General features: G+C 42.3%; 16 protein-coding genes and 1 pseudogene. 11 read left to right on the top strand and 6 right to left on the bottom strand.

Annotated features, from left to right (window positions below):
- Positions 1–167: 167 nt before the first annotated feature.
- Together DP117_RS16630 and DP117_RS16625 are read right to left on the bottom strand one after the other, a co-directional pair.
- Positions 168–3,059, bottom strand: coding sequence for a glycerol-3-phosphate acyltransferase (locus DP117_RS16630; RefSeq protein ID WP_169219400.1), 2,892 nt, complete (start codon positions 3,057–3,059; stop codon positions 168–170).
- 299 nt (positions 3,060–3,358) lie between these two features.
- Positions 3,359–3,499: a hypothetical protein gene (locus DP117_RS16625; protein ID WP_169219399.1), complete on the bottom strand. Its 141-nt coding sequence runs from the start codon at positions 3,497–3,499 to the stop codon at positions 3,359–3,361.
- Positions 3,500–3,867: 368 nt separating this feature from the next.
- Between DP117_RS16625 and DP117_RS16620 the strand changes: the two genes are divergently transcribed.
- The 9 genes and pseudogenes from DP117_RS16620 to DP117_RS16580 all read left to right on the top strand — a co-directional run bounded on the left by DP117_RS16620 (position 3,868) and on the right by DP117_RS16580 (position 16,388).
- The gene (locus DP117_RS16620) at positions 3,868–4,821 is read left to right on the top strand and encodes an SGNH/GDSL hydrolase family protein (protein WP_169219398.1); all 954 of its coding nucleotides are present in this window, start codon (positions 3,868–3,870) and stop codon (positions 4,819–4,821) included.
- Positions 4,822–4,937: 116 nt separating this feature from the next.
- Positions 4,938–5,651, top strand: a complete 714-nt coding sequence (locus tag DP117_RS16615; protein WP_169219397.1) for a pentapeptide repeat-containing protein — start codon at positions 4,938–4,940, stop codon at positions 5,649–5,651.
- Between the two features lie 373 nt (positions 5,652–6,024).
- Positions 6,025–6,570, top strand: a complete 546-nt coding sequence (locus DP117_RS16610; RefSeq protein WP_169219396.1) for a pentapeptide repeat-containing protein — start codon at positions 6,025–6,027, stop codon at positions 6,568–6,570.
- Between the two features lie 565 nt (positions 6,571–7,135).
- Positions 7,136–8,704 (top strand): FAD-dependent oxidoreductase, encoded by a 1,569-nt coding sequence (locus tag DP117_RS16605; protein ID WP_169219395.1) that lies wholly within the window; start codon positions 7,136–7,138, stop codon positions 8,702–8,704.
- Positions 8,705–8,751: 47 nt separating this feature from the next.
- Entirely contained in the window at positions 8,752–9,456 is a 705-nt protein-coding gene (locus DP117_RS16600; RefSeq protein ID WP_169219394.1) for a phosphorylase, read from the top strand.
- A gap of 142 nt (positions 9,457–9,598) precedes the next feature.
- Positions 9,599–11,209: an MFS transporter gene (locus tag DP117_RS16595; protein ID WP_248277688.1), complete on the top strand. Its 1,611-nt coding sequence runs from the start codon at positions 9,599–9,601 to the stop codon at positions 11,207–11,209.
- 1,068 nt (positions 11,210–12,277) lie between these two features.
- A pseudogene (locus DP117_RS16590) lies at positions 12,278–12,454 on the top strand (3' terminal RNA ribose 2'-O-methyltransferase Hen1); the annotation flags it as partial.
- 770 nt (positions 12,455–13,224) lie between these two features.
- Positions 13,225–14,037, top strand: coding sequence for an ABC transporter permease (locus tag DP117_RS16585; RefSeq protein WP_169219393.1), 813 nt, complete (start codon positions 13,225–13,227; stop codon positions 14,035–14,037).
- Between the two features lie 482 nt (positions 14,038–14,519).
- Positions 14,520–16,388, top strand: a complete 1,869-nt coding sequence (locus tag DP117_RS16580; RefSeq protein WP_169219392.1) for a bifunctional serine/threonine-protein kinase/formylglycine-generating enzyme family protein — start codon at positions 14,520–14,522, stop codon at positions 16,386–16,388.
- Between the two features lie 274 nt (positions 16,389–16,662).
- Here DP117_RS16580 and DP117_RS16575 read toward each other — a convergent pair whose 3' ends face one another.
- Complete coding sequence (locus tag DP117_RS16575; protein WP_169219391.1) at positions 16,663–17,646, bottom strand: DUF1517 domain-containing protein; 984 nt, start codon at positions 17,644–17,646, stop codon at positions 16,663–16,665.
- A gap of 824 nt (positions 17,647–18,470) precedes the next feature.
- Here DP117_RS16575 and DP117_RS16570 point away from each other — a divergent pair.
- Positions 18,471–19,709 carry a glycosyltransferase family 4 protein gene (locus DP117_RS16570; protein WP_169219390.1) on the top strand — a complete coding sequence of 413 codons (1,239 nt, stop codon included), beginning with the start codon at positions 18,471–18,473 and terminating at the stop codon, positions 19,707–19,709.
- Here the strand turns inward: DP117_RS16570 and thiS are convergent.
- Both thiS and DP117_RS16560 read right to left on the bottom strand, forming a co-directional pair.
- The gene (gene thiS, locus DP117_RS16565) at positions 19,706–19,918 is read right to left on the bottom strand and encodes a sulfur carrier protein ThiS (RefSeq protein WP_169219389.1); all 213 of its coding nucleotides are present in this window, start codon (positions 19,916–19,918) and stop codon (positions 19,706–19,708) included. The genes DP117_RS16570 and thiS overlap by 4 nt on opposite strands.
- A complete protein-coding gene (locus tag DP117_RS16560; RefSeq protein ID WP_169219388.1) occupies positions 19,911–21,053 on the bottom strand; it encodes a thiamine phosphate synthase in 1,143 nt (380 codons plus the stop codon). The genes thiS and DP117_RS16560 overlap by 8 nt, the downstream gene beginning before the upstream one ends.
- A gap of 134 nt (positions 21,054–21,187) precedes the next feature.
- On the opposite strand from DP117_RS16560, the gene DP117_RS16555 reads away from it, so the two are divergent.
- On the top strand, positions 21,188–23,269 hold the full coding sequence (locus tag DP117_RS16555) for a DUF1565 domain-containing protein (protein ID WP_339381276.1): 2,082 nt from the start codon (positions 21,188–21,190) through the stop codon (positions 23,267–23,269).
- 821 nt (positions 23,270–24,090) lie between these two features.
- On the opposite strand, the gene DP117_RS16550 is transcribed toward DP117_RS16555, so the two are convergent.
- Positions 24,091–25,968 carry a ShlB/FhaC/HecB family hemolysin secretion/activation protein gene (locus DP117_RS16550; RefSeq protein WP_169219387.1) on the bottom strand — a complete coding sequence of 626 codons (1,878 nt, stop codon included), beginning with the start codon at positions 25,966–25,968 and terminating at the stop codon, positions 24,091–24,093.
- Positions 25,969–26,092 lie beyond the last annotated feature (124 nt).

Here is a 26,092-nt window from a genome sequence, read left to right as displayed (position 1 = left end):
TAACAAAAAATGCCAAGAAAAATCATGTAGCTTTCTTGGACATTTTTTAGTTTGTACAGTTTTCTACAATATTAGAAATAACTTTCAATAGTGGATTTCTCATTCATCCCCGGAAAATGCAACAATCCTGACCATTGTGGCGGTATTCCGGGAGAGTGGTAGGTAGTTTACTCTGGTTTCCAGTCGGGTCTCAAGTCATTGGATATTTCCACAATACCTCTATAACCATCAATCCGCACTTTCTGACCATCTTGCAATAACCATGTAGCGCCTTTAACATCCATGATAGCAGGGATACCATACTCGCGAGCGATGATTGCCCCGTGAGAAAGTCGTCCACCCGCCTCAGCAATCAATCCTCCAGCTCTCACAAGCAAAGGTGCCCAACCAGAATCTGTGTAAGGTACGACCAAAATAATGTCTTGGTTAATATCTGTAATATCCTGGATATTCCGCAACACCTTAACCCGTCCTTCTGCTTGTCCAGGGCTAGCAGGAATACCTTGTAAAACATGATCAGGGTGAGGAATTGCTGTTCGGAAAGGGAATGCGGGAGGATTATTGCCGTAAACTAAAACAGGTACTGGATTGAGTTGATGATCGTGTGCAAGTTGTGTACGCCTCAGTTGTACTAAATCCCGCAAGTGTTCGACAAAATCGGGTTCAAAATTTTCAACAAGACGCCGCACTTCTTCAAACTCTAAGAAAAAGATATCTCCTGGTTGTTCAAGTAAGCCCGACTTTAACCAAACTTGTTCCAACACTACAAAACACCAGCGTAACTGGGCTAAAAGCTGAGAATAAACCTCTGTCACTCGTCCCTTAAGATGAACACGCTTTTGAACAAACCCTCTTTTCCTTTTCCTTTGACGCCTTTTATGTTTTGGAGGTTCATTTGTCTGCATGAATTGTACAAACAACTGCTTAACCACCTGTGGTTCTTCTTTCCAGGTAGGAACAGCAATATCAGTTCCCACTTCGCTCAAATAACCGTAACGTTGAAGCAATTTGTCAAACTTTTTTAAAATTTCTTGCCCTTGGGGGATTTGTGCCAACTGCTCAAACACTCTATCTGGGTGAAACTTAGGTAAGATCTGTCTAGCATCTACAGCTAAATCTTGAATTGCTCGTAATGCCCCGATCTCTGGCGTCCGACTGTTATCAATCTCCCCATCTTTCACCCGAAATATCGCTTGTCGCAATGCCGCACTCAATGGAGCTAATATACTGTAGTAGGTTGCATGGCGAAGTAACTCCAAAATAAAGTTAATTCTTGCCAACAGCTTTACTGGATCGAGGTTTTCTACAGGTTCTTGACTTAAGCTAGACAACGCTGGAACAAAACGCCTGCGATTATCCCAGTTAAAACTCATCGTCAGAAAAAACTCCCGCGACAGCAAACGCAACAAACCGGGCACATTCCGCAATGTGGTTTGTATGGGAGGCTTACTCATTTTTGCTCCCCTAGTTAAAAACTCCAAGCTTTCAGGGGGTAAACCCATGCGGCGGAAAATTTCTCCTAGTAGGGTGGCATTAAAGTAGGATCTTGAATAGTGTAGTGTCGCCGTCTGATTAAAATCCAACCCGACAGAGCGTTGACCTAACACTAAAGCAAAAATTCCTCCCCAGACGCCACAAGTTAAAGGACGATTAATCGACCAAGTTAATGGGCGAATCAATCCAGGAATTACCTCGGCGGCAATTTTGCGTGTCCATATAGGCAGTAGGGTAGTTATGGGTCGAGTTTGCAATACCCAAAGAGTTTGACCGTCATATGTCCACTCAATATCTTGGGGAATACCGTGGTAACGTTCTTCCAGATGTCGAGACAGATATGCCACTTGTTTGATTAATGCCGGTGGTATGTTTCCTTCACCCTCTAATTGAATAGAAGTGAAATTATCTGTTTCAATCACATAAGCGCGATACTGTTCAGGCGTCACTCGTCCGGAAACCACACTTACAGCATTTCCTGGCAAAGCTTCAATGACGATCGCATCTCCTTGCTTGGTAATCGGATCGCGAGTAAAAGCAACCCCAGAATAGACTCCTTGAACTTGTTGTTGAATCAGTACCGCCATTGCTGCATCTAATAACGAGCGATCCCGTCGGTACTGTACTGCGCTTTGACTATTGTATGAAGCTCGAGTGCGGGCGATCGCATCTCGCAACTCCTGTTTACTAGTCACATTCAAAACTGTTTCATACTGTCCTGCACCGGAAGCAAGTTCTGTATCTTCTCCTATTGCTGAGGAACGCACTACAAATGGTAACAGGTCTGAAGGCTGAAGCATTTCTATCAACGGTTCAGGGTTATCATACGGAGCAATGATCCACCCTTTTGGTACTGGATAACCCCATCGTTTCACTTCCGCTAACCGACTTGCCTTTTGTCCTACAAAAACAGCATCCAACTCGTCATCTAAAGTGAGAATATTTTGGTTCCCTCGAAAAAATTTAAACGCTGCTTGTGATTCTAGTTGTGCTTCTTCAATAGGAAGATTCAAGTCATCAGGAATTTGTTTGTAAATCCAAGCGAGTAACGCAGCAAGAGCAACAGCAGCCATGATTCTGGCTGGCTCTTCATAATGCAGAAGCGCTACAATCAAAGGAAACAGAATTAAAATTCCAAATTTTGCCAGTTGCCTAGAGCGCACAATCGTAAAACTTGCACTGGCAAGTAACAAGACAAACACTGCTGCCAGAGGATCATGTACAGTAAATCCCCAAACAGTATTAGTCGTGCCAGCTCCTTTTCCTGCCAAGTATCTACCTAATACTAAACCAATCAAAGCAACCAATTCCCAGGCAGATCCCTCTCCAAAGAAAGCACGAGTCAGTAAAACTGCCGCGATACCTTTGATCGCTTCAGAGAAAACTGCCAGAATTCCAACTAGCGTACCACCGTGGTAAAAAGCAGATGAAACACTAATATTTCCTGTACCCATTTGTGCTATTTGCCGTCCTGTCATGGCTTGAGTCAGCCAAGCTATGAGTGGTAGCGCACCTAACAGAGGGCAGACAATAAAAACAATTACAATACCCCAAAGTTCTAGCATCTTCGCTTTCGGATTTTAGATGTGTTTTCAATCTAAAATCTCAAATACTAATTCTAAATAATGATTGCTAATCGTCATTAAAGCATAACAATAGACACTTGGCTGTGACAGAAACTGTCTTCGCCAGTGTCTTATCTCATTTGCTCAATGAAGCTTTCTTTGCTTTTGAGTACTCAACAATACTCACACTTGATGTCATACTTAAGTAGAACATTCGCACTCGAAGTGCAGTTCTGATACGTAGGATGACATCTATGATACATCAAGCTCTCCCTAAGTTGGGAGTTCTATCATCATACTTAGTACACTGCGTAGGCTGCTTGCAGCGCCCAAATGATCAGTGCAATGATTGACCCTAAAAGCAGCACGGAAGAGATGGTGACGACTTTTGGGGAATCAGCGCCCTCAAATTTCATAATTCCTCGGTTTAAGTCGGACATAGCTTTGTAATCCTCCTTTGTTACAGTGCTAGTCAGTCCGTTTTGATTTTAGTCTTTTTGTTTGCATTTTATGCAAAGTTTCTATTATGATTTTGTTTAAGCTTTGCAATATTTTCATCGTTACAAATACTTATATTTATAGATACATCATCTGATTTTATACGAGTTTATCCATAGATTTGCTTATAATAATGGTGCTATTTAGGACATGAAAATTGTCAAGCATTTTTCTGAAAAAAATTTCCTCAGTGAAATTATGTATAACGTAATGCCTTGCGTCTGTACTAAGTCAGTACCATATAAGAAGAATCTCTGTTGACCAAGGTAGAATATACAGAACTCAAAACTCAAAATTTAGGACTCAACAAGTGAAATTGGTGCTGCTCATCAGTTTAATGGTTGTGCTCGGATTGTTTGTAGTCATAGAGGTGGGATTAAGATTGGTATTCGGGTTTGGCAATCCCCTAACATACATTCGTGATGAGCAGATTGGTTATTTGTTAGCTCCTAACCAACGTACCCGTCGCTTTGCTCATCGCATTGAGATTAATCAGTATTCAATGCGGAGTGAACCGATATCCAAGACGCCTTTACCATCTACTTTACGGGTGCTACTTTTAGGAGATTCGATAGCTAATGGCGGCTGGTGGACAGACCAGAATAATACGATTTCTAGCTTAATGCAGCGTTCCCTAACTTCAGCAGTTGCTAGTTTATTTCAACAAGTAGAAGTGATGAATGCTTCAGCTAATTCTTGGGGACCGAGAAATGAATTAGCTTATTTGCAAAAATTTAGCAATTTCAATGCTCAAGCAGTTGTGCTACTCATTAACACCGATGACTTGTTTGCTACAGTTCCGACCTCTTTACCCGTAGGACGCAATCATAACTACCCAGAGAAAAAACCGCCTTTAGCATTGATAGAAGTTTTTCAACGTTATGTATTTAAGCCAACGCCAATAGCAGGCATAGAAGCAGTGCAAAATGAAGAAAGCGATAGAGTTGGCTTGAATCTAGAAGCAATTGGCAAAATCCAAGCACTTGTGCGTCAGGAAAATAGTCAATTCCTTGTTGTCATGACTCCCTTACTCCGAGAAATTGGTGAGCCTGGCTCCCGCGATTATGAAGTCATCGCGCGTCAGCGTCTGACTAAATTTTGTCAAACGCAACAAATCACTTACGTAGATTTTCTACCAATATTCAACTCAAACCAAAACCCCAAAGCCTTGTATCAAGACCATATTCATCTTAACTTTCAAGGAAATCAGTTGGTGAGTGAGGTGATTAAGCAAGCTTTGCTTGAGCTACTGAGACAAAAATAACTCATGCTTTACAATTTTTAGCAAATAAATAATAATGCTAAAAGTACAGATATGACCCTCAAGGAATATCTTGTCAAGTCAAACAAGAGTCTATCTAAATTGGTCAAAGTTGCGCTATGGCTAAAGAATCTTTGCAAGAACTTCCAAACCTGAACCAGCGCGTTGACGAAGCACAAACTGATAACTTGTCAGCCCAAAACTTTGCAGGAGCTGATCTCACAGGGGCAAACCTGAGTGGTACCAACCTATTCAATGCTGACCTCAATGGCGCGAACCTTAATCATGCCAAGCTTGACAGTACTAACCTCAATAGCGCCAAGCTAGGTAGCGCTGACCTTAGAGAGGCGAATCTTAGCGGTACCAACCTCAGCGGTGCAAACCTCAGCCTTGCCAATCTTAGTGGTGCTGACCTCAGCGGTGCAAACCTCAGCCTTGCCAATCTTAGTGGTGCTGACCTGAGTGGTGCAAACCTCAGTAGTGCAAACCTGAGTGGTGCTGACCTGAGTGGTGCAAACCTTAGTAGTGCAAATCTCAGTGGTACTGACTTCAAAAATGCTAACTTGAGCCTAGCTAATCTCAACAGTGCTAATCTCAAAAGTGCAAATTTTAGTGATGCTGACCTGAGTGGTGCAAATCTTAGTGGTGCAAACCTCAGTGGTGCAAACCTCAGTGGTGCAAACCTCAACTTTTCTAACCTCAATAGTGCAAACCTTAGTAATGCTGACCTCCGCAGTTGCAATCTCAGCAATGCTTATCTAAAGCTTACTAACCTTTATGGTGCTAAAATTAACGACTCAACGAAATTTGATCATAAAAGCAGTTTAGGATAACAAAGTGTTTGTGTTCTAGTTCAAGCAGTAGAGAGTAATGTTTGAGGGGCAACTGTTTCGGAACTCTTGAACATCTAGAAGTATATTTCCGTTAAGCAAACGCTCCAAGAAATAGAAACTCTAGGAAAATAAAATAATATTCCAAACAATAGCTAATACCAAGCTGCAATCAGAAAGCTAACTTGTCATGATTAGTCGTAACGTACTCAAGCGTGCATTTTGCGCTGACGCTGCGATCATAATGACATACTAGAATGCAACGCCGGTATCAAATCCTGGTTGCTAGCAATAAAAAACAGTATACAGTGTGGTTTGGGTGAAGTGCAACTGAACAAATAAACCTTCTGATTTTTAGAAATTGCGAGGGGATAATATGGATATTCATCAAATCCTAAGTCGATATGCAGTAGGAGAACGCAATTTTAATGGAGCTAATTTGCATCAAGCTAACCTTAGTGATACTGACTTAAGTGGTGCAAATTTTGGTGGAGCAGATTTAAGTGGAGCTAACTTGAGTCAAGCTAATTTGAGTGGATGCGATTTAAGCCGCGCAAACCTGACAGATGCGGACTTAAGTGGCGCAAACCTCATGGGTGCTAACTTAAGTGAGATAAACTTAATTGGCGCAGATTTAGTTAATGTCAATCTATACAAAACAAACCTTAGTCGTGCAGATTTACGGAGTGCAAATCTAGTTCGGGCAAACTTAGTATGGGCAAACCTCACTGAAGCAGAACTTAGTGGTGCTGATTTAAGTGGCGCTAACTTAAGTCAGGCAAATTTGATTGGTAGTAACTTGAATGAAGCTGAACTCAGTGGCGCTGATTTCACCGATGCAACCATCATCGAATACGAAATGAGTGGGGCTGTACACATAGGGTTATCCCACAAATGGGTGACTTGGGCTGGTGGTTGCTAAGGCACTTGCCTTGAAATAAAATCCCAGCCGTCAAATCTAGATCCTTCGTCACCAACCCGTTAACGTAAAACACGGCGCTTGATTTTATTTTTACGGTCTCCCCTAAGCGGTCATTGTGAGTCATTAGTGTTATTTGTGGGAGTACAATATTTCGTGCCCCGAATACAGTTCGGATAAGCACTCGGGCAGAAACCCGGTTTCTTCAAGAAACCGGGTTTTTACGCACGTGAACTCGCCTTAACCGTTACGACTAGTGCAAGGAGTCAGAAGTCAGAAGTCAGAAGTCAGGAGAGAAAAATACTTACAGAATCAGAGTTATAAGTTATTCCTAACTGTCTAGTTATTTCTGCCGCGCTGTACTAGTGTATGCAACTGAGAACAACTGTATATATCTTGAACTACTGACAATTGTTAAAAGTACGTAGATAATGCGGTAGTACTGGCGTCCAGTTCTTCAAAAAGTACCTGTGAGGGTACCGTTTCATCTCTGGAATGACAAAAGCTTATCTTGTTGACATTATCTAGAGAATTAAATGAAAAAAAATGAGGGTCAAGCAGAAAACTTATGCCTACCATAACTCGCACGTATGACATTATTTGCTTCGGAGACGAAGTTCCCGGTATTCTTGCTCTGGTTTGTGCGGGACGCGAATACTACCGTCAAAAGAATCAATACCCACAAACTTTGCTACTGTTGAAGGGAAATTCCAAACTAGGAATTGGAGGTCATTTAGTGCGCGGTGGATTATCTTATCTTGACCGCTCTACAGTTCCCCCTGCAATTCGTCAATCAAATAATTTGGACACCTTTGGTGATCCACCTGCTATCTACAAAGAATTTTTGCAACGAGCTGGAGTCGCGCTAATTGCTCTTGATCCGGTTAAGGCTGATAGCGCTTTGCGAGCGATGTTGCAAGAGGTACGTGCAGATATTATTAGCGATATTGAAATTAAGTCTGTTATCAAAGAAGGACAGAAAATAACTGCTATTGAACTGACTAAAGGTGAAACTTATGCAGGCAAACAGTTTATTGACTGCACTGTAAATGCAGAATTGGCACAAGCCGCTGGAGTAAAAAAACTTAAAGGGTTTGAAACTTTTGGCTTACCTGACTCAGAATTAGCAGTGACTTTAGTCTTTGAAACTCATGGGTTGAGTATTGAAAGACTTAAAAATGTAGAGTATTTATATCTTAAACGCTTCACCAAAGTCACAGATACAGAAGCTCAAAAATGGTTAAATGTTGCCGCAGGAGGAAACACAGCAAAAGCAGATCAGCTAAGAAAAGATCTGGTTGATTCCAAAGGCAATCTCAAAACAATGTTCGCAGGCAAAGATTATATCGACGTTCGCAGCAAAGCTTTTTCTATTGCCTATCACGCTTTTCGAGGTACTGCTTTGTCTCTAGAGTCTAGTGGTACTATCCTTGACAATGGTAATGTAGCAGTTCTATCTCAGGGGAGGTTGTCTTGGAATGCAGTGTTGTATAAAGTTAATGCTGACCAAGCAGAAGCTTTAGCACGGGCCAAAGCTAAGCCAACACCAGAAATGCTGCGTGAGATGCTCTTTGTGAGAAAGTGGTTTGAAAGCATTGGCGCGAGTCAGGTGAAGCCTGCAGAGGAACTTTATATTCGTCATGCTGGTAATATTACAGGAGCTGTAAACCCCCTGAGTGGATCGCAAATGCTTACAGGCGGTGTACCACCAACTGAAGCTTTGGGAACCTTTGGTTACCATTTTGATATACGTGGTGGTATCAATGGTTTAGATGAAAGAGCTGCCTTCAAAGGTTTTAACAATCTCGCATATCTGAACCCGCCCTTGTTCAATATCGGCATCCAGCACGCTCTGATGAAAAATGTACCCAACTTGGCGGTTATTAGTCCAGCTTCTGGATTTGTTGGTTATGCTTCTTCCGCTGGGAGAATTGTGGAATTCAATTGTGGTGTTGGACAGGGAGTTGGAATTGCAGCAGGAATTGCTATCGCTGCTGCGCGTAACCTCGCTGACATCTCTAACACACAAGTGCGAACCATCTTGGCACAAACAGGACGACTCTCTCAAGTCTATGGTACGAGCAATACAGCACTCGCAAGTCAGCTAGGCAATTTTGAGAATCAAATGATTGCTTAAACTTGCTCGACAATACAATGAAAGTTAGTCATGATTGAGCGCTAACAATGCTTGTTGATGCCATTCTGGTTGCTCAAGGACCAGAGTATAAATCTGTTTGCAAAGGATTAAACCGCCTTACAATTTCCACACCGCCTGTTTTTCCCATTCCTATGGGACCATCAGCATTCACCAAGTTTTTAGAACAATGGTTACAAGCTGGACATCTTTCGCAACATCAGCAACCTAGAGTTTTGTTGATGGGGTTATGTGGAAGTTTGTCGCCCAAATACAGCGTTGGAAAGGCTGTACTGTATCAAAGTTGCATTTATCCTGGTGCAGAAGAGAAGAAAAATACTACTGAGCTTTTTTGCGATTGCGAGTTATCAAAGAGACTGCAAGAGAAATTACAAGACAGAGTTTTCACTGGGATTGGCTTGACAAGCGATCGCCTAATTTATTCTGCAAGTGAAAAACTGCAATTAGGTCAAGCATATGCTGCTGACGTTGTAGATATGGAGGGATATGTCGCATTAGAACTTTTGAGTCGGTTGGGAATTGCTGTAGCAATGCTGCGAGTCATCAGCGACGATGCACATCACAATATTCCTAACCTTACCAATGCATTTCACTCTGATGGTTCTTTGCGGGCATTTCCTTTAGCAATGGGACTTCTTAGACAACCAATTGCTGCAACTCGCCTAGTTTCTGGTTCTCTTAGGGGATTACGTATCTTACAAAATTTAACAACTTTTTTGTTTAGCAGCAGGTAGACATGTGAACTGTCTATTAAACAAGCTTCTACAATTGAGGTTCTTACGCAAAAACTTCGCTTTTCTAATCCCAGAACTCATCCTTCTAGACAAAATTGTGCATTTTTAGTGGTCGGTACTTTACCCAGTTAATACTTCTAATATGACATCACCATCAGCAGTTGCTCTTTCCATGTGGACTCCCCTGCGTCAGCCAGTGTTTCGTGCCTTGTGGGTAGCATCAGCGGTGTCAAGCATAGGGACTTGGATGCATGATGTAGGCGCAGCATGGTTGATGACAACTCTTGCACCTAATTCACCATTGTTAGTAGCGCTGATGCAGGCGGCGTCAAGCTTGCCGTTTTTTTTGCTAGCTGTACCTGCCGGGGCGATCGCCGACGTTGTAGATCGCCGCAAAATGCTGCTGTGGACACAGAGTTGGATGTTAGCTGTCGCTGCTTTATTAGGATTTTTGACAATAAATAACATAACAACTCCGTGGATACTCTTAGCACTCACCTTTGCTTTGAGTATTGGTAGTTCCATGAATATGCCGGTTTGGCAAGCCATAACACCTGAATTAGTACCCAGAGAAGAACTGCCGCAAGCTGTCACTCTCAGTGGTATTGTTGTTAATTTATCTCGCTCAATTGGTCCAGCTATAGCAGGGATCGTTATTGCAACAGCTGGAACGGGTGTTGTTTTCCTGCTGAACGCTGCTTCATTTGTGAGCGTGATATTTGTGATTTCTCGCTGGCGACGCACGTATGAAAAAAGTGCCTTACCCACAGAACGCGTTGTGGGAGCAATGCAAGCAGGGATACGTTACATCCGTTATGCTCCAGTTTTTCAGTCTGTGCTTATTAGAACAATAGCCTACATTTTTTTTGCCAGTGCTTTGTTTGCCTTGTTACCATTGTTGGGGCGTAAAGAGTTGGGGCTGGATGCGTTTGGGTACGGTGTCGTTCTTGGCTTTTGGGGTATTGGTGGCTTAATAGGAGCGTTCATTCTACCCAAAGCACGACAGCAGTTTTCAGTTGACAAACTGGTAGCGATGTCATCCTTACTGATGGGCGTGATGATGCTGGCGCTAGCATTTTTCCGCATCGTACCACTGGTGTGGGCAGTCATGCTGCTAGTAGGAATTTCGTCTCTCAGCGTTATGGTTAGTCTCAATGTCACAGCACAAACAGCAGTCCCAACCTGGGTACGTGCTAGAGCTTTATCTGTACAATTACTTGTCTTCCAAGGAAATATGGTGCTGGGTAGTCTTTTGTGGGGTACCTTAGCTCAATATACAAGTCTCTCAATTGCCCTTGCTAGCGCTGCTGTGGGATTAATAGTGTGTGTTCTGCTGACAGTGCGTTATCGTCTTCGCTGTGCGGAAAAATTGGACTTGCGAGCGTCTCTACACTGGGATCAACCACCCATCGCTTTTGAACCTTGCCCAAATGATGGTCCTGTCTTAATTACCCTAGAGTATCGCATTGACCCAGCAAACACCGAAGAATTTACCAAGGTGATGCAAGCACTTTGTCGAATTCGTCGGCGCGATGGTGCGATTCAATGGGGTTTGTATCAAGATTTGTCTGATCCTGGTCGCTTTGTCGAAACAGCGCTTGTAGAATCTTGGGCAGAACACAAAAGGCAATTTGCGCGGGTAACAAATACAGATAAAGTGATTGAAGAACGAGTCCGCGCCTTTCACATTGGTGATGAACCGCCCAAAATTTCGCAGATGATTTATTCAAACCCTGACAGGCGTCCATGTTAGGCAATTCGCTGCCTACGGCACGCTACGCTAACATTCGCTCATTCAAAATGGTAAGAATTCAGGAGCCAGAATGGACCGGAGGCGGAGCGGTGAAGCAGCGCTGCGGGAGGGTTTCCCTCCGCAGGCGACTGTGAACCCGAAGGGCTCCGGCTCCGCTGCGTCCCGCTCCGCGCTCCAAGAGCATAGGCGTGACTCCGCCTGAGTGCTGAATTTCTAGAACGCTAATTCAGTATTCATAATTGTGACTAAAAAACCCGGTTTCTTCTAGTTGAACCAAGGAAATTTTGGTTTTCTCGGTAACAGAAACCGGGTTTTTGAGATTAGTAAATCGGTGTTCTAGAAGAACTTTTATCAGTCTAAACAATAACTCTCACCTAATTGGTAGTTAGGTAGGGTTTATATCTCGCGAGATTCTTCCCTCCGTCAGAATGACACCTTAGAATGCAACTTGGTATTAGATGAACAAGATTTACGCAGCAAAAGAAAAAATTAAGTCTTCTGACATCTTGCAGCATTCTCAACAAGACCTAAAAAACCGGGTTTATGAACGAAAAATTAAGGTTTTTAACTGTCTTCATTCTCAAGAAACCCGCGCTTTTTGACAAGAGTGCAAGATATAAGGTCTTTTAAAGACATAAAGTGTAGGGTTGAGGTGCAATAGCTTGCGCCCGTACGGGTGTAGAGAAAGTACTACAATCCTCATTACAACTACACATTCCACTCCTCAATTCCAGTCTTAACAAAAAATTTGGTGGGTAGGTTCAAGATTAACTGAAATCTTGTAGGAAAAACCTACCACTACCGCGATCAGTTTCGATGTTCACAAGATGCTCCCTAATGATCTAGAGTATTTTAATTCTATATACAATTTCTAGAAAGAGAAACAGGAAAATTATCTAGATTATCATAAATATTAAGCCAGCCAAAATATTCTTCTTTTAAAAAGAATTTGGCAATAAATATCAATATATGAACGCTATGGCAGCATTAAGTAAATCTTTTCCGTAATCACTAGCTCTCAAGCGGTAGTCATGATTATTCTCCCAATAGTGAATCTCTATTGTGAATGCTCTTTCTTTTGGACAAGTACACGTCTTTTATCCAGAAGCAAATGAGCAACAATGCACTGCAACACTACTTTTGAATGTTGATCCAGTGAAGTTGGTGCGTGGACGTGGTGCAAATCTGGAACAATACGTGAGCTATCGCCCTTATGTCGCTTCTTCATTTTTAAGTGTGGCAATCTGCTTTGCAGCACAGTAGCTAAGCTGCGGAGTATAGACGCGTAGCGGTGAGACAGCGGGCATGTTGTCAGGTTTTCCGACACAGGGGACTGCATTAGGCGTACCCTTAGCGGTAGCAATCGCGCTCCTTTTGGGATTGCCATCCTACACTGACCTTAACACAGCTTGGTGAAGAAATTTATCTGTCGAGGGAAGCCAGGAAAGCGCTTGGGTTGCAGAGGGGAAACCAGATGAAATCTATTTTTAAAATTATTTAAAAAAATAAAAAGCCGCACTCAGAAACTTTCTAGATTGCGGCTTCACTGCTTATATCCCCATTTGAACTCTCAAGTATCTATTTTATATCAGAAAAAATGCGAATTATACTAGGTGAAAAAAGTAGGATTTATATCCAATTTTTCTACTCTCAGAAGTTAGAAAAGTAGGAAAAGAAGTACAACATACAGCAGCAGTCCCTGAGAGTTCCCACTGCCTACTCCAGAGATCTAGTCAGAAGTAAAAAAGCTTTCAGGCTTTTAGATAACAGCGTTGTACTTCATTTACTTGCAATATGCTGTAACTAAATAGGTTAGTAAAAATCAAGTGTACTTGTCTCAGTCGTCAGCTCATCTTATACGTTCTGTGCGCGTTTCCGTAAAATTCTTCATCCGTTCAGTTTCCGCAGCCCTCTACCTTTCTTCAATCAAATGCAAAGCCTAAAAACAAGAGACTATTTGATTGACTAAAAGTCTTAAAAGTGTTAGTATGGCGCGATGATGAAAAAAACAAAACATGAAGATCAATCCATCTGGTAACAAGCTGCGCGTCTTGACATGGCAAGCAGTTTTCTCAATGCTCATGTTTGTTTTTATGTACCTACCTATCCTGGTACTTACCCTTTATAGTTTCAATCAGTCATCCTACAGTGCAGGTTGGCAAGGGTTGACCTTGGAATGGTATGGCAAGTTGTTTAGCGATGAGCGTATTTTATCAGCTTTACAAAACAGTTTGATTGTAGCTTTTTGTTCAGTGGGAATTTCTGCAATACTGGGAACATTGATGGCTGTAGGATTGGCGCGTTATCAGTTTTTAGGTAAGACCTTGTATCGCGGTATTTCTTACTTACCATTGATTATTCCTGATATTGCGATCGCCGTAGCTACCCTAGTTTTTCTAGCAGCATTTGCTATTCCCCTGAGCATCTGGACAATTGTTGCAGCTCATGTCGTATTTTGTCTTGCCTATATTTGTCTTGTTGTATCTTCTCAACTGACTAGCTTAGATTCCCACTTAGAAGAAGCAGCACTAGATTTAGGAGCAACACCAGTACAAGCTTTTCTCAAAGTTTTATTACCTCAGTTAATGCCCGGTATTGTTGCTGGTTGTTTACTGGCTTTTGTCCTCAGTTTAGACGACTTTTTGATTGCCAGTTTTACTGCTGGTAGTGGTTCCAACACCCTACCAATGGAAATTTTTAGTCGCATCAGGACAGGAGTTAAACCTGATATCAATGCTCTGAGTGTTATCCTGATTTTAGTTTCTGCAATTGTAGCTTTTATAGCTGAGCTAATTCGCGCTTCCGGACAGAGAACAAATAGTCATTAATCAGAACTCAGGAGTCAGAAATCAAACTCAGGAATCAATAATTATTCTCCCCACCTCCCCACTCGCTGCGCTGCCTACGGCACGCTACGCTAACAAATTCAAAATTCGCTCATTAAGAATTCTTTTTTTGAATTTTGTTAGCGCAGCGGTGCGCAGCACATTTTGAATTTTGAATTCCTCCGCAGGAGGTCTCCCCACCTCTTACGACTTCACCTTTCCAAAGCACTTGACAATATTAGCAGCTTCATCATATTGTTATTTATAGAATGGGAATCCGTGCGCTCATATATATTTCTATTTAGAAACTTCTAACTTAGAAACTTCTACCACACATAACCACATACACAAAACACTTTCATCTGTCTACTTTCGTGTGGTGGGTGTGGGCAGACAGGCAGAAATATGTATGTAAATATATATATCTGTATTTAAATAGCTTAAGTTAGAGCCAACTTTGGACAAGATGCGATACATGGCTCACTATGCGAATTTGTCAAAATCCCAATTGCTCCAATCCCTTCAACCTTAACAGCAATAGATTTTGCACGAGTTGTGGACAAAGCAACTTTGGCAACCTCCTCAGGAATCGCTACCATGTCTTGAGATTGTTGGGCGAAGGCGGGTTTAGCAGAACATATGCAGCCCAAGACGTTGATAGACTAGATACTCCATGCGTGATCAAACAATTCTTTCCACAAGTCCAAGGGACTTCAGAACGTACAAAAGCAGCAGAATTGTTTAAGGAAGAGGCGAAGCGACTTTATGAACTGGGAGAAAATCACTGGCAAATTCCCAGATTGCTTGCTTACTTTGAACAAGGTTCTAGTCTCTATCTGGTGCAAGAATTTATCCAAGGACAGACTCTGTTACAAGAACTTCAACAACAACCTTTTAGTGAGGAGAAAATTCGAGAACTTCTAGCAGATTTATTGCCTGTTATCCAATTCATTCATGAACGTAATGTTATTCATCGGGATATTAAACCAGAAAACATCATCCGCCGCGAAAGTGATAACAAACTCGTTTTAATTGACTTTGGTGGTGCGAAACAGGTGACGCAAACCAGTTTATCAAGACAAGCGACAGTATTATATACAATCGGTTATGCACCAAGCGAGCAAATGGCTGGATTTGCCTGTCAAGCAAGTGATTTATACGCTTTAGGAGTGACTTGTGCGCGTCTTCTCACTCAATGTTTACCCATACAAAACCCTCATGGTGGACAGATTCAAGATACTCTTTATGATCCCATGAATGGTAAATGGTTATGGCGAGAGCATTTACAGAAAAAAGGAATTACTATTGATAACGACCTGGGAGAAATTCTGGATAAATTGCTGAAACATTTGGCAAAAGATAGGTATCAATCAGCAACAGAAGTTTTGGTAGATTTGAATGCAAAAATATTTTTCGCGCAAACACTTGAAGCGATTTCTCAACCTCAATTACCACCTCAACAACAAAAAGTTACAACGTCAATTTCTGAACTAAAAACTTTTTCAGAATCTGATTCCTTACAGACTTTTAAATTTGACGTGGTGACAGTAGATGCACAAGGCCATGAAATCAGCCGTGAGTGTAGAAGTGCAAAATTTTATGCAGAAAACTTGGGGAACCAAGTCACGTTGGAAATGGTAGGAATTTCTGGCGGTACTTTTATGATGGGTTCTAAAGATAATGATGGGGATGCGGACGAACATCCACAACATGAGGTGAATATCAAACCTTTTTTTATGGGTAAATATCCCGTCACTCAAGCACAATGGAAAGCAGTCGCAGCTTTACCCAAAGTCAAACAATCTTTGAATCCTTATCCCTCAAAATTTAAAGGTGCAAATCGACCAGTTGAAAATGTTTCTTGGCACGAAGCTGTAGAATTCTGTGCAAGGCTGTTTGTAAAAACTGGACGACAGTATCGTTTACCTAGTGAAGCCGAATGGGAATATGCTTGTCGCGCCACAACCTCAACACCGTTCCATTTTGGCGAAACAATCACCACTGAATTAGCAAATTGTAGTGAAAGTAAAACTCACACTTGGGAACAAAAAGCCAAACACCGAAAAGAAACAACACCTGTAGGTAGTTTTCAAGTGGCGAATGCCTTTGGCTTGTATGATATGCATGGGTTAGTTTGGGAATGGTGTGCTGATCCTTGGCACAAAAATTACGAAGGCGCACCCACAGATGGTTCAGTTTGGGAAGTTGGTGGCGATGAAAATCGTCGCGTGCTTCGCGGTGGTTCTTGGAGTTTTAGTTCTGCGCTTTGTCGTAGCGCGAGTCGTAGCTGGAATGAACCGGATGGCGGATTAAGGATATGTGGGTTTCGAGTGGTGACGAGTTGGTCTGTTTAAAGTGTTATCTAAAAGGAAGTATCTATGACAGTGAAAAAATTAAAAGAGATCAAAAATTCTTTAATGCCATTTTTAAAGCATATGGGTCAGAGCTGCTCAATGGAAACTTCTTAAAGAAGAATATCCCGGTCGATACATCGTCATCGCCACTACAAATGTCAAACATATGGAACGTTTTACTGAAGCGAAGAAGTGGAAAAATATCAACAAATGAAAAAGTAGGGTAAGCATCTTGCCCACCCCACAAAGATTATCTTTTTACTGTGCAACATCTTTAAACCAGCTTCAAATCTGGATACTCTGCCAATACATCATCAGAAGTTAGAGTATCACCTTCAGCTTGTGGAGTCCAAAGAACTTCGATCGCAAGCAGTTGGTCTCCAGGCATACTACCAAATTGACGTAGAGCTTGACGCAAGTCGTCAGCGCTGTTGATGTCGCCTAGCTGGAATTTACCCAAGGTTGCAGCTAGTAAAGTTACAATAAGGTATTCTCCAGGTCCTTCACTGATAAGACGAGTTGGGTTATCCAGCTCACCTGCTGCTGCTGGTAAAGTATCTTTGGGAGTAGATCCTTTGAGCTGGTTGTTCACATTGGAAAGAGTTTCTTCTGTGAATTTGCTGCGTTCTGCCAATGATAAACGGTTGAATTGAGATTCAGCTGCGTTTAAACGCGCTTGTTGTGTACCACCACCTGCGTAAACCCAGTATTCTGGATGGCGGAGCAAAGCTAGGCTAGCTTCTTGCAGAACTTCTGCTCTACCTTGTGGCGAGTTTGTATCAGCAGTTTCAGCAATGCGGTTTAGTTCGGTTTGCAAACCACGGGCGCTTGCTAACAAGCCTACTTGTAAACGAGTTACGGAAACAGAAGGGTTGCTGTTGTAGCCCACTTGTTCACTGTCGCCAGAAGCAACACGACGGAAGCTTTGCACTAAGAAGTTGGCGATCGCAATAAAAATTAAAATGCTAAATAAACCGCCAAATCCTCCTCCAATACCCCAGAAAGGAATTAGGAACGGAAAACCGAAACCACCACCAGGGTAGGGAGCGTAACCCCCACCATAACCACCACCAGGTGCGTAGGTACGAGGGGATGAGTAAGGGCGGCTTGAAGGCATTCTGAAAGAACCACCTCCGATTCTACCCCCACTGGCGGCTAGCGCTCCATCAGTGTGACCAAATGCCAATGCAAAAACAAGGCATAGGAGGAATAGGGATTTAAAAAGGGGTTTGATAGCTTGTTGTAGTTTTTTACCCATAACACAGTTGCTTGAAAACAGTATTGGTTATCTTTACTTTCCCCATGCTGGTAGGAGTCTTGTGCTTAATCAATGACGCCAGCCTGTAACCTCACAAAGTCGTTACGTAAGTTCTCTAGTAACAGACTACCATTCCAATTTACCGTCTGTTGTATTTGACGGGTAGCACGCTTTGGGCGGATTTCTGGAGTAGATAACCGTACCTCAAAAGTTATTAAAACTTTTCAATTCAACATTTACCTTCGCCAGTTCTTCTGGGTTATGACAAAACTGGTGTTTGCACAAGCTTCTATTTTACTTAGCTTTTATTTTTGCAAAGCAATTTTTAATAGTTTTTTCATGGTGATTTTACATCTTAGAAAAAAATCTCTAATTTTCTGTATTTTTTTTAACCAAATAATTTATTTTTGAGATAAAAGTTAATTTTCCACTTTTGAAAAAGGATAATTAAAAAAAATAGCTTTTTGGCATTTTGGCAGAACATTTGGACTCATATTCAGATATTCTACTGACAGTAGATAGATTCAAAAAACATCTTAAAATGCTTTGGCAGCGAAATTATAAATATTTTATATGTCATCAACACAACCAGTTTTATCAACTAAAATAGTTGACATATCATTATTGATGAGCAAAACTTTTTTCAAGACAAATGGCTCTTGATTTAGTCTTTAATATAAATAGAATTTCATTTTAAAAATCAAAATCACTGGAACAAAGTTCTCTGATGTTGATTCATTTTATTTTAATTAGTGAATCACAAAGGTGACAACAAAACATGTAGATTGTTTATGCTGTGTTGACTTTTACTAATCAAATATCTGATGGAAAACATTTCACGCATAAGAACAATTATCCAAGACAAAACTACGTCATATCGAGACATCCTCGTCATATCTCGTAGTTTCCAACCAAAAGAAGGTGGAATTGAAGAGTATATTTATCATCGTTGCTTGCAAGATCCCGAACGGGTGATTGTTTTGACAGCTAGTTGTTCGGGAGATAAGTCATTTGACAAAGCACAAAAGTTTCCAGTATACCGGTGGCCTATTTATCAAAACTGGCGTAGTCATTTTCTGGGAAGTCTGCTGCAAGCTTGTCTCAACTCTATTTGGTCATTTGTACTAGCCATTAAACTCTATTTTCGTTATCACTATCGCTACATTGAGTGGGGTCATGGCTATCATTTTCTTTCTCTTTTGTTATTAAGTTACCTCTTACCGATTCGCTTTTTTATCTACGTACACGGAAAGGATATTCTTGAGCCGTTACGTAACCCCATACTGCATTCTCTTTTTGAATTGACGTTAAAACGAGCTCAAGGAATTGTTTGTAACAGTTCCTATACTCAAAATTACCTGACTAGCCATTTTCATGTTGCGACACCAACCTATATTATTAATCCTGCTGTCAGAGTAGAAAAATTTGGTGTTTCACCTTATCAAGACGATTTGAATGATTTACGTGTTCGGGTGCGGAATGGATACAGGATTCCAGAAACAGCAGTTGTCATTCTCTCGGTAGGACGGCTACTCAAGCGTAAAGGTTTTGATCGGGTGATTGAGAATTTAACACTCCTACTGACTTTTGGGATGGATGTTCACTATATACTTTGTGGTCAAGGTCCTTATGAGTCTGCACTTAGAAATTTAGCCAGTCGTTTACGAGTGCAGGGGCGAGTCCATTTTGCTGGATATGTACCTGACCGGGAGTTAACCTCATACTATGCAGCATCCGACATACTTGCAATGCTGACTCAGGAAGATAATAAGACCCCCAGAGTTGGGGGTTTTGGTATTGTTTGTTTAGAAGCAGGTTACTTTGGGAAACCTGTGATTGCTTCTGGTTTGGGAAGTATAACAGATACAGTTCACCACGAGGAAAATGGCATACTAGTGAATCCCAATTCCGGCAATGAAGTTTTTCATGCTTTCAAGCGTTTGTGTCAAGACCAAAAGCTGCGCGAACAACTTGGTCGTAGAGGAAAACAATTAGCTCAAAGCAAAACTTTACACCGTTCTATTTACGTTCCTGAGTCTGGCTACTCATGTTTGTTTACTTAACCACCACCAACTATGGTAACTATTTCCAGGCGATCGCCTTGCTGTACTTTTGTGTCTGACCAAAACTGACGGTGTAAAATTTCGCCGTTATACTCTAGCGCTACCAAGCGAGGATTAAAACCCAGTTGCCCGAGTAAGTCGGGTAAAGGTGTTTGGTGTAGGCAGCTACGAGTTTCCCCATTCACAACAAGTGTAATCTTATTAGACATAAGACATACCCAGTTCTGGTTTTATGCGACTGATAAGCTGTGAGAGAAAAAATTGTGTCACTAGGGTAGGTTGTTCGGCTTGCATGAGACTACGCACCACAGCGACACGGTTTGCTCCCGCGTTGATCACCTCATTAATATTATTTGGATCTATTCCCCCAATGGCAAACCAAGGTATTGAACAATGTTTAGCTGCATAACTGACATACTCTAAGCCAGCTGGTGCTTTCCCCTCTTTCGTAGGAGTTTCGTAAACTGGTCCCACACCAACATAATCTGCACCTTCAGCAATTGCTGCTTGCATTTCTGCGGCTTTCGTGGTAGAACGACCTATCAGACGGTGAGGACCAAGTAATTCTCGGGCGATCGCAATCGGCAAATCTTGTTGTCCTAAATGTACTCCATCAGCATCTACCGCTAGAGCTAAATCTAAGCGATCATTGACAATAAAAATAGCACCGTAGTCGTGGCAGAGTTGCCGCAGTTTTCTAGCCTGTTCTAAGCGCACAGTATCATCGGCTGTTTTGTCGCGATACTGTACCAGCGTTAACCCTCCTTTGAGGGCAGCTTCGACAGTTTCCACCAACCGATCACCAGGGGAGGTGACAAGATACAGACGCGATCGCAACAACAGTTGCTGTCGATGATGTCCGATCAAATGACTTTCTAAGGTATAAATACGATAGCGCATCTGTTTAAAAGCTTTTCCCATATTTGGGTTGTAAAGCTTGCTGTATTCTTCCAGTACCCGCAGGGCTTCTTGCACTCGGCAGAAGTTAGCTTGCAACAAAGATTTGATGCCCGTACGTTGCTCTTCTTGAGGATGAGTTATATCAGTCCCAGGATCACCAGGTGTATTTCGCGCCGCCCGCAGTTGAGCGGTATGCCAACGAGCTATTTCTTGTCGCTCTTTTTTGCATTCCGCAGCTAATTGAGCGTTGTTCAACCCAAAGCGACACCATTCCTCAATGATTCGCAAACCCTCACGAGCGCGATCTAAATTTGCATCTAAAATGCGGTAAACAACTTGCTGTATTTGCTCTGTTTGGCTGTATGGCTCGACCATTACAACAACCCCATTAGTGCTTTCATCGTAACAGTCAGCCTCTTTGCATATTGGCAATGTGCTTCGCATCTCTATTGATTCTTAACTAACTTAAATTTGTATCAAAAAGAGCGAGCAGGTCAATATATAAATAACCATATCGGCTGATTTACGACGTCTATAAGAGTATAAAAAGTTTTTTTGGTTGAAGGAGTGCTGTAAAAGTGATTCACCCCCACGTTTTTTCTAAATCTTATACCGTAAATGACGTACCAGCAAAGCGAGTTGCCAAAGCTCACAAACCATATGTTTTCCTCAGTGTAGGTGTACTATCAGTGTTTCGTTTCTTAATTTTGTGTTTCACCATTAGCATGGGAGTGGCATACATGGCAATACTTGGTGCATGCCTTGATGTTGTCAGTGCTCAAATACCCAGAACAACAGATGGAAGACAGCCGGGCGTCAAAACAATGTCTCAGGTTAACGTCCTTTTTGTCAACCCAAGTCTGGGAGATAACAAGTCAGGCAATGGTAGTGAAGGGACTCCTCTTAAAACCATCACCCAAGCGCTACAAATTGCTGGTCCCAATACAGTCATTATGCTCTCAAGTGGCACTTACAGTGCTGAAACTGGAGAGAACTTTCCTTTGATCCTCAAACCAAATATTTCTCTTCAAGGCGACTCTCGCAGTAAAGGTCGTGGTATTGTCATCAAAGGAGGAGATACGTACCTCAGTCGCACCTTTGGCGGAAAAAACGTCACTATTGTGGGCGCAAACCAAGCAAAGGTAACTGGTGTAACACTGACTAATCCTAACCCTCGTGGTTACGGTTTATGGATTGAATACAGTAATCCAGTCATTGTAGAAAATACCTTTACTGGTAGTACCCAAGATGGAATTGCCGTCACGGGAAACAGTACAGCCATAATTCGCGACAATGTATTTTACCAAAATGGAGCGAATGGAATTACCATCTCTGGCAATTCCCAACCTGAAATTCGGGAAAACATTTTTCAACAAACAGGCTTTGGCATTAATATTACCCAAAATGCCCAGCCAATTGTCCTTGGCAATTCTATTCAAGACAACAGAAGCGGTATTATTGTACAAGCCAATGCTCGCCCAATACTACGGAAAAATCTCATTCAAGGCAGTAAAGAAGATGGATTAGTAGCCATTTCTCAAGCCATCCCCAATTTAGGCATCGCCTCTGAACCAGGCGGTAATGAATTTCGCAACAACGCTCGTTACGATATCAATGCTAGCACCGCCAAGCAAATCTTTCCTGCTTTTGGCAACACACTTGAGCGCAACCGCATTAGTGGGCAGGTAGACTTCTCTGGAACAACAGCAGTTGCAAATGCAGGAACAGAGAATTCGGGAACCCAGGCGCGTGATAACACTCCAGCAAACCTGAGTGCATCACCCCGTTTCCCTCTCCCCGTATCTTCCAGCAACGCTTCTGGACAATTGAACAATCAATTGCAGCCATTAGTGCCTGCCAATTCACCCCTTGCTGCAACTGCAACCGATCGAAAACGGTCTTACCCTCAAAATCCCGGCTTGCCAATTCCAAATAGCTTAAGAAGGTCTAGCGGACAATCTTCTGGGAGAATACTTCCAACTCGTCAACTGACCCCAGTAACGGGGATTCAACCACTAGCAAATACATCTAATGTATCACGACAAGCAAACGACGTGCGTGTTTCTCCTAATGTTGTAGAATTCACAGCACCCCAAACAGCAAGTAACACTGCTGATACGCAAATACAACAAAGCCGTGACGCAGTGAATTTACAACAGATGACAGCACGTTCTCCCCTCTCCCCATCTGGGCGTCAAGTACCACCACTCAATACAACTTCGTTAACCGGCGTTGCATCAGCACCCGTTCAAAGAGTGCAGAGTCAACGACAGTCTTCATTACCAACATTAGAAGCTGCGCCCGTCGGTGATGCAGCTCTTTTGCCCGTTCCCAATTCTAATATCCCCTTGGGCAACACTAGTAACATGCGCAAAGTGGCAGTACCTCAAAGTTCTTCAACGACAGCATCTATTGGCAGTTTATCCCCATCGGCTGCAAGAAATAATCAAATGAATTTACGTTACCGTGTCGTAGTTGAAGTTCAAAATGAAAAAGAGCAAGAGTTAATTAAGTTCCTTGCCCCGAATGCTTTTCGCACTGTCTGGCGCGGTAAAGGAGTGATGCAAATCGGTGTCTTCAGTACTCGCAATAACGCAGATAGCATCATCAAAATACTGGATAACAACGGTTTAAAAGCTGTGGTTGAGCCGGTAAATTGAACATTTTTGTTGTGGTAGTCATCACACTGCGACAGATAAGTCGAGGGTAATACTACCACTCCACGGCTTTAGGGTGATCTTGTTATTTATTTTAGGACTTACGCACGCTCACAAATTAACCATAATATGCATTATGCCAAATCAACGTTTCCGGCGCTGAATACAACCCTGATTTGGTCGCATATTGACTGTGTTGGGTGTTATATATGGCTCAAAAGCCTAGATTTCGTATAGTACATATGTATGATGCGTAAGTCCTAGTAGCTTCCAGGCGATCGCGTTGTAATACACGCTCTCCCTGGGATTTCTTTTTCTCCATGTAATACACCGTTAATCTCCCAAGGCATTTTCCAAGTATTACATGGTATCACTACAATCAGATCCTGATAATGGTTTTTTCCTTACCAAGTCTTGCATTAATTCCTCCCACTCTCACAAGCAGGAGCCTCCGTACAGCAATTAGTTCATTTGTTCGCATTGAAAGGGCTGCCACTAAATGGTACATAAAGGTAAGGTGAGTAAAAAGAGCGATATCTTTTTCATAGGAGATACGTTTGATTGTAAAGAATTTTTTACTTTTTCGTTCCCCGGCACTGAGCGGGAATGCATAACTTGAGGCTCTGCCTCAATATAATCACTGGGAAGCAGTCATCGAATTACCCAAAATTTCCTCCAAACCTCACCCTGCCCTGTCGGGCATCCCTCTGTGCGAGTTCACCAGAGGGAAAGATTTTAGCGAAGCTAAAAGCGAGGGTGAGGTTTTGAGCGCTTCGGTGTGACACGGTAGCGCAGCAAACTCACAGAGGGGTGGCGCAGCCAGGCTAAAACGGACTGTAATTGATTGAAAAATATAAACCTTGCTCTTGCCAGGTTCTATCCTCTCTCGAATCAACCTTAGTCAGAGGAAAACCGTAGTCAAGGCGGGCTGTTAATGTATCGCCCATCTCCCATTGCAAACCCAAACCCAAACCAATCAAAGTATTGGGATCTAGATCTGGATTATTACGACCTTTGCTGGAATTATTCCAGCCAACGCCAAAATCAATAAATGGTACGATGTGTAAAACTCCTCTGACTTCTTCTACCCGCAAAATGGGCAACCTCACTTCTGCGGAAGCAAAAAGGCCATTATCGACCAAAAACTCATCTTGTCTATAACCCCGGACACTTTGTATACCTCCAACGCTCAATTGTTCTAGGGGTACTAATGGTCTTGTTGTTAACTGTATGTCCGAACGAAGTACCATTAAGGTGTCCCTTGCTAAAAGTCGCACATACTGTCCTTGTCCTCGCCAGGAGAAAAACCGACTATCAGGGGTTCGACCGTTAACAGTGGCATCAAACTCCCCGATCCCCAAACTAAATTGAGAGCGAAAGGCTAAGACTTGTTGCGAGCTACGTTGTGTATATTCTTGAAAGAATCGTATCGCAGATATACGGGTTTCCCCGTTCTCGTCCGCGCCTGTATTCTGAAATAAATCACCTCTTCCCAGAAGAGTTGTCTGACTTTGCTGTCGAGAAAAGTTTAAACCTAATGCTAATTCTTGAGTCGAAGATTGAATGACTGGCTGACGAAAACCGACATCTATGTAAAAAGAGTCACCTATAATATCAACCTCGTCAAAGGGCGGTTCAATGACGGTGGTTTCTGTAAATCCGCCTGCGATGTTGATAGTACCATTGCGGGGATTCACAGGTAAAGCATAGCTGAGGTCAAGGGCGTTACTTCCATCGGTATTTGTGTATGTTGCAGCAAAGCGATCGCCTAAACCAAAAACATTCCCTTCGATCAGACGAATACCCCGCCGGAAACTTCCAACACTGGGCGCACGACCATTATCCACAAACAATTCTGTCTGAAATGAATCTGCTTCTGTGACTGTGATTTCCAGTAAACTCAGTTCTGGACGTGATCCCGTAGACAATTCAGCAGAAAGATTTTCAATCAAAGGGTTGAGTTGCAACAGTTGCAATGCTTCTAGTAGGCGAAATCGGTTCAAAGGTCTAGAGGTACCGAGTCTAATGCGACTGCGTACGTAGTCTGGGTTCAAGCGTCGCGTACCTCTAACTTTAATCTCTTCGATTCCACCTTCAATAATCTGAACTTTGACGACTGCTCCCTCCTGAGGAAAAGTTTGGTCAGCAGCAATTACAGCAGCAGAATTGACATATCCAGCATCAGTGTAAAGCTTAGTGATCAAAGTCTCTACTCGCAATAGTTCAGCGAAGGTGATTGGTTTATTGGTAAATGGCGCAGTCAGTTCACTTAACTTTTTGTTACTAAATACTTTTTTTGTGTTACTTACAAATTCAAACTTTTTAACGATAATAGTTCCAGGAATAGCAGGACGCGATTCTCCAGAAGGAGGTGTTGATGGAGTCACATCAAGTGGAGGTTCTGGTGATGGTTGTGGAGTCGGTAGGGGTTGTGGTGGTGGTACCGGTGGTGCTGGAGTAATCGGGTTAGGAACCTGATTAGGAACCTGATTAGGAACCTGAGATAGAATAGCAGGTGAGATTGTTTGTCTAGGACTAGGAGTCAAACTTGGAAATTTAGGAGGTACAATTTCACTCATTAAACCCTCACTCAGCCAGTTCTGGGCGAAAGCTTTATAATGAGGGTAAAACAAAGACATATTTATTATCAACGCAACAGCTACATTGAGATTCCCAAACCCAAGCTGTCCGCTTCGATTCATATTATTTGCTCCTCTAACGAAGTTTCCGTTGCTAAAGTTTTACTATCTAGCACCGGAAGTTGAGAAATTAATTTTGATTATTTAAACAAATATTTATCACATATCTTGTTTGTTCCTGCTAAAG

It is taken from the genome of Brasilonema sp. UFV-L1 (assembly GCF_012912105.1).
In the GTDB taxonomy this organism is placed as follows: Bacteria; Cyanobacteriota; Cyanobacteriia; order Cyanobacteriales; family Nostocaceae; genus Brasilonema.
The sequence above is the reverse complement of the archived record's forward strand: the minus strand, read 5'-3'. Positions and strand labels throughout refer to the sequence as shown.

What these genes read in the sequence shown, in the direction of transcription:
- DP117_RS16575 (WP_169219391.1), bottom strand. Translation starts at nt 17,646, where the DNA reads ATGGGTAAAAAACTACAACAAGCTATCAAACCCCTTTTTAAATCCCTA.
- DP117_RS16550 (WP_169219387.1), bottom strand. Translation starts at nt 25,968, where the DNA reads ATGAATCGAAGCGGACAGCTTGGGTTTGGGAATCTCAATGTAGCTGTT.
- DP117_RS16580 (WP_169219392.1), top strand. Translation starts at nt 14,520, where the DNA reads ATGCGAATTTGTCAAAATCCCAATTGCTCCAATCCCTTCAACCTTAAC.
- DP117_RS16560 (WP_169219388.1), bottom strand. Translation starts at nt 21,053, where the DNA reads ATGCGAAGCACATTGCCAATATGCAAAGAGGCTGACTGTTACGATGAA.
- DP117_RS16595 (WP_248277688.1), top strand. Translation starts at nt 9,599, where the DNA reads ATGACATCACCATCAGCAGTTGCTCTTTCCATGTGGACTCCCCTGCGT.
- DP117_RS16570 (WP_169219390.1), top strand. Translation starts at nt 18,471, where the DNA reads ATGGAAAACATTTCACGCATAAGAACAATTATCCAAGACAAAACTACG.
- DP117_RS16605 (WP_169219395.1), top strand. Translation starts at nt 7,136, where the DNA reads ATGCCTACCATAACTCGCACGTATGACATTATTTGCTTCGGAGACGAA.
- thiS (WP_169219389.1), bottom strand. Translation starts at nt 19,918, where the DNA reads ATGTCTAATAAGATTACACTTGTTGTGAATGGGGAAACTCGTAGCTGC.
- DP117_RS16600 (WP_169219394.1), top strand. Translation starts at nt 8,752, where the DNA reads ATGCTTGTTGATGCCATTCTGGTTGCTCAAGGACCAGAGTATAAATCT.
- DP117_RS16615 (WP_169219397.1), top strand. Translation starts at nt 4,938, where the DNA reads ATGGCTAAAGAATCTTTGCAAGAACTTCCAAACCTGAACCAGCGCGTT.
- DP117_RS16625 (WP_169219399.1), bottom strand. Translation starts at nt 3,499, where the DNA reads ATGTCCGACTTAAACCGAGGAATTATGAAATTTGAGGGCGCTGATTCC.
- DP117_RS16585 (WP_169219393.1), top strand. Translation starts at nt 13,225, where the DNA reads ATGAAGATCAATCCATCTGGTAACAAGCTGCGCGTCTTGACATGGCAA.
- DP117_RS16630 (WP_169219400.1), bottom strand. Translation starts at nt 3,059, where the DNA reads ATGCTAGAACTTTGGGGTATTGTAATTGTTTTTATTGTCTGCCCTCTG.
- DP117_RS16610 (WP_169219396.1), top strand. Translation starts at nt 6,025, where the DNA reads ATGGATATTCATCAAATCCTAAGTCGATATGCAGTAGGAGAACGCAAT.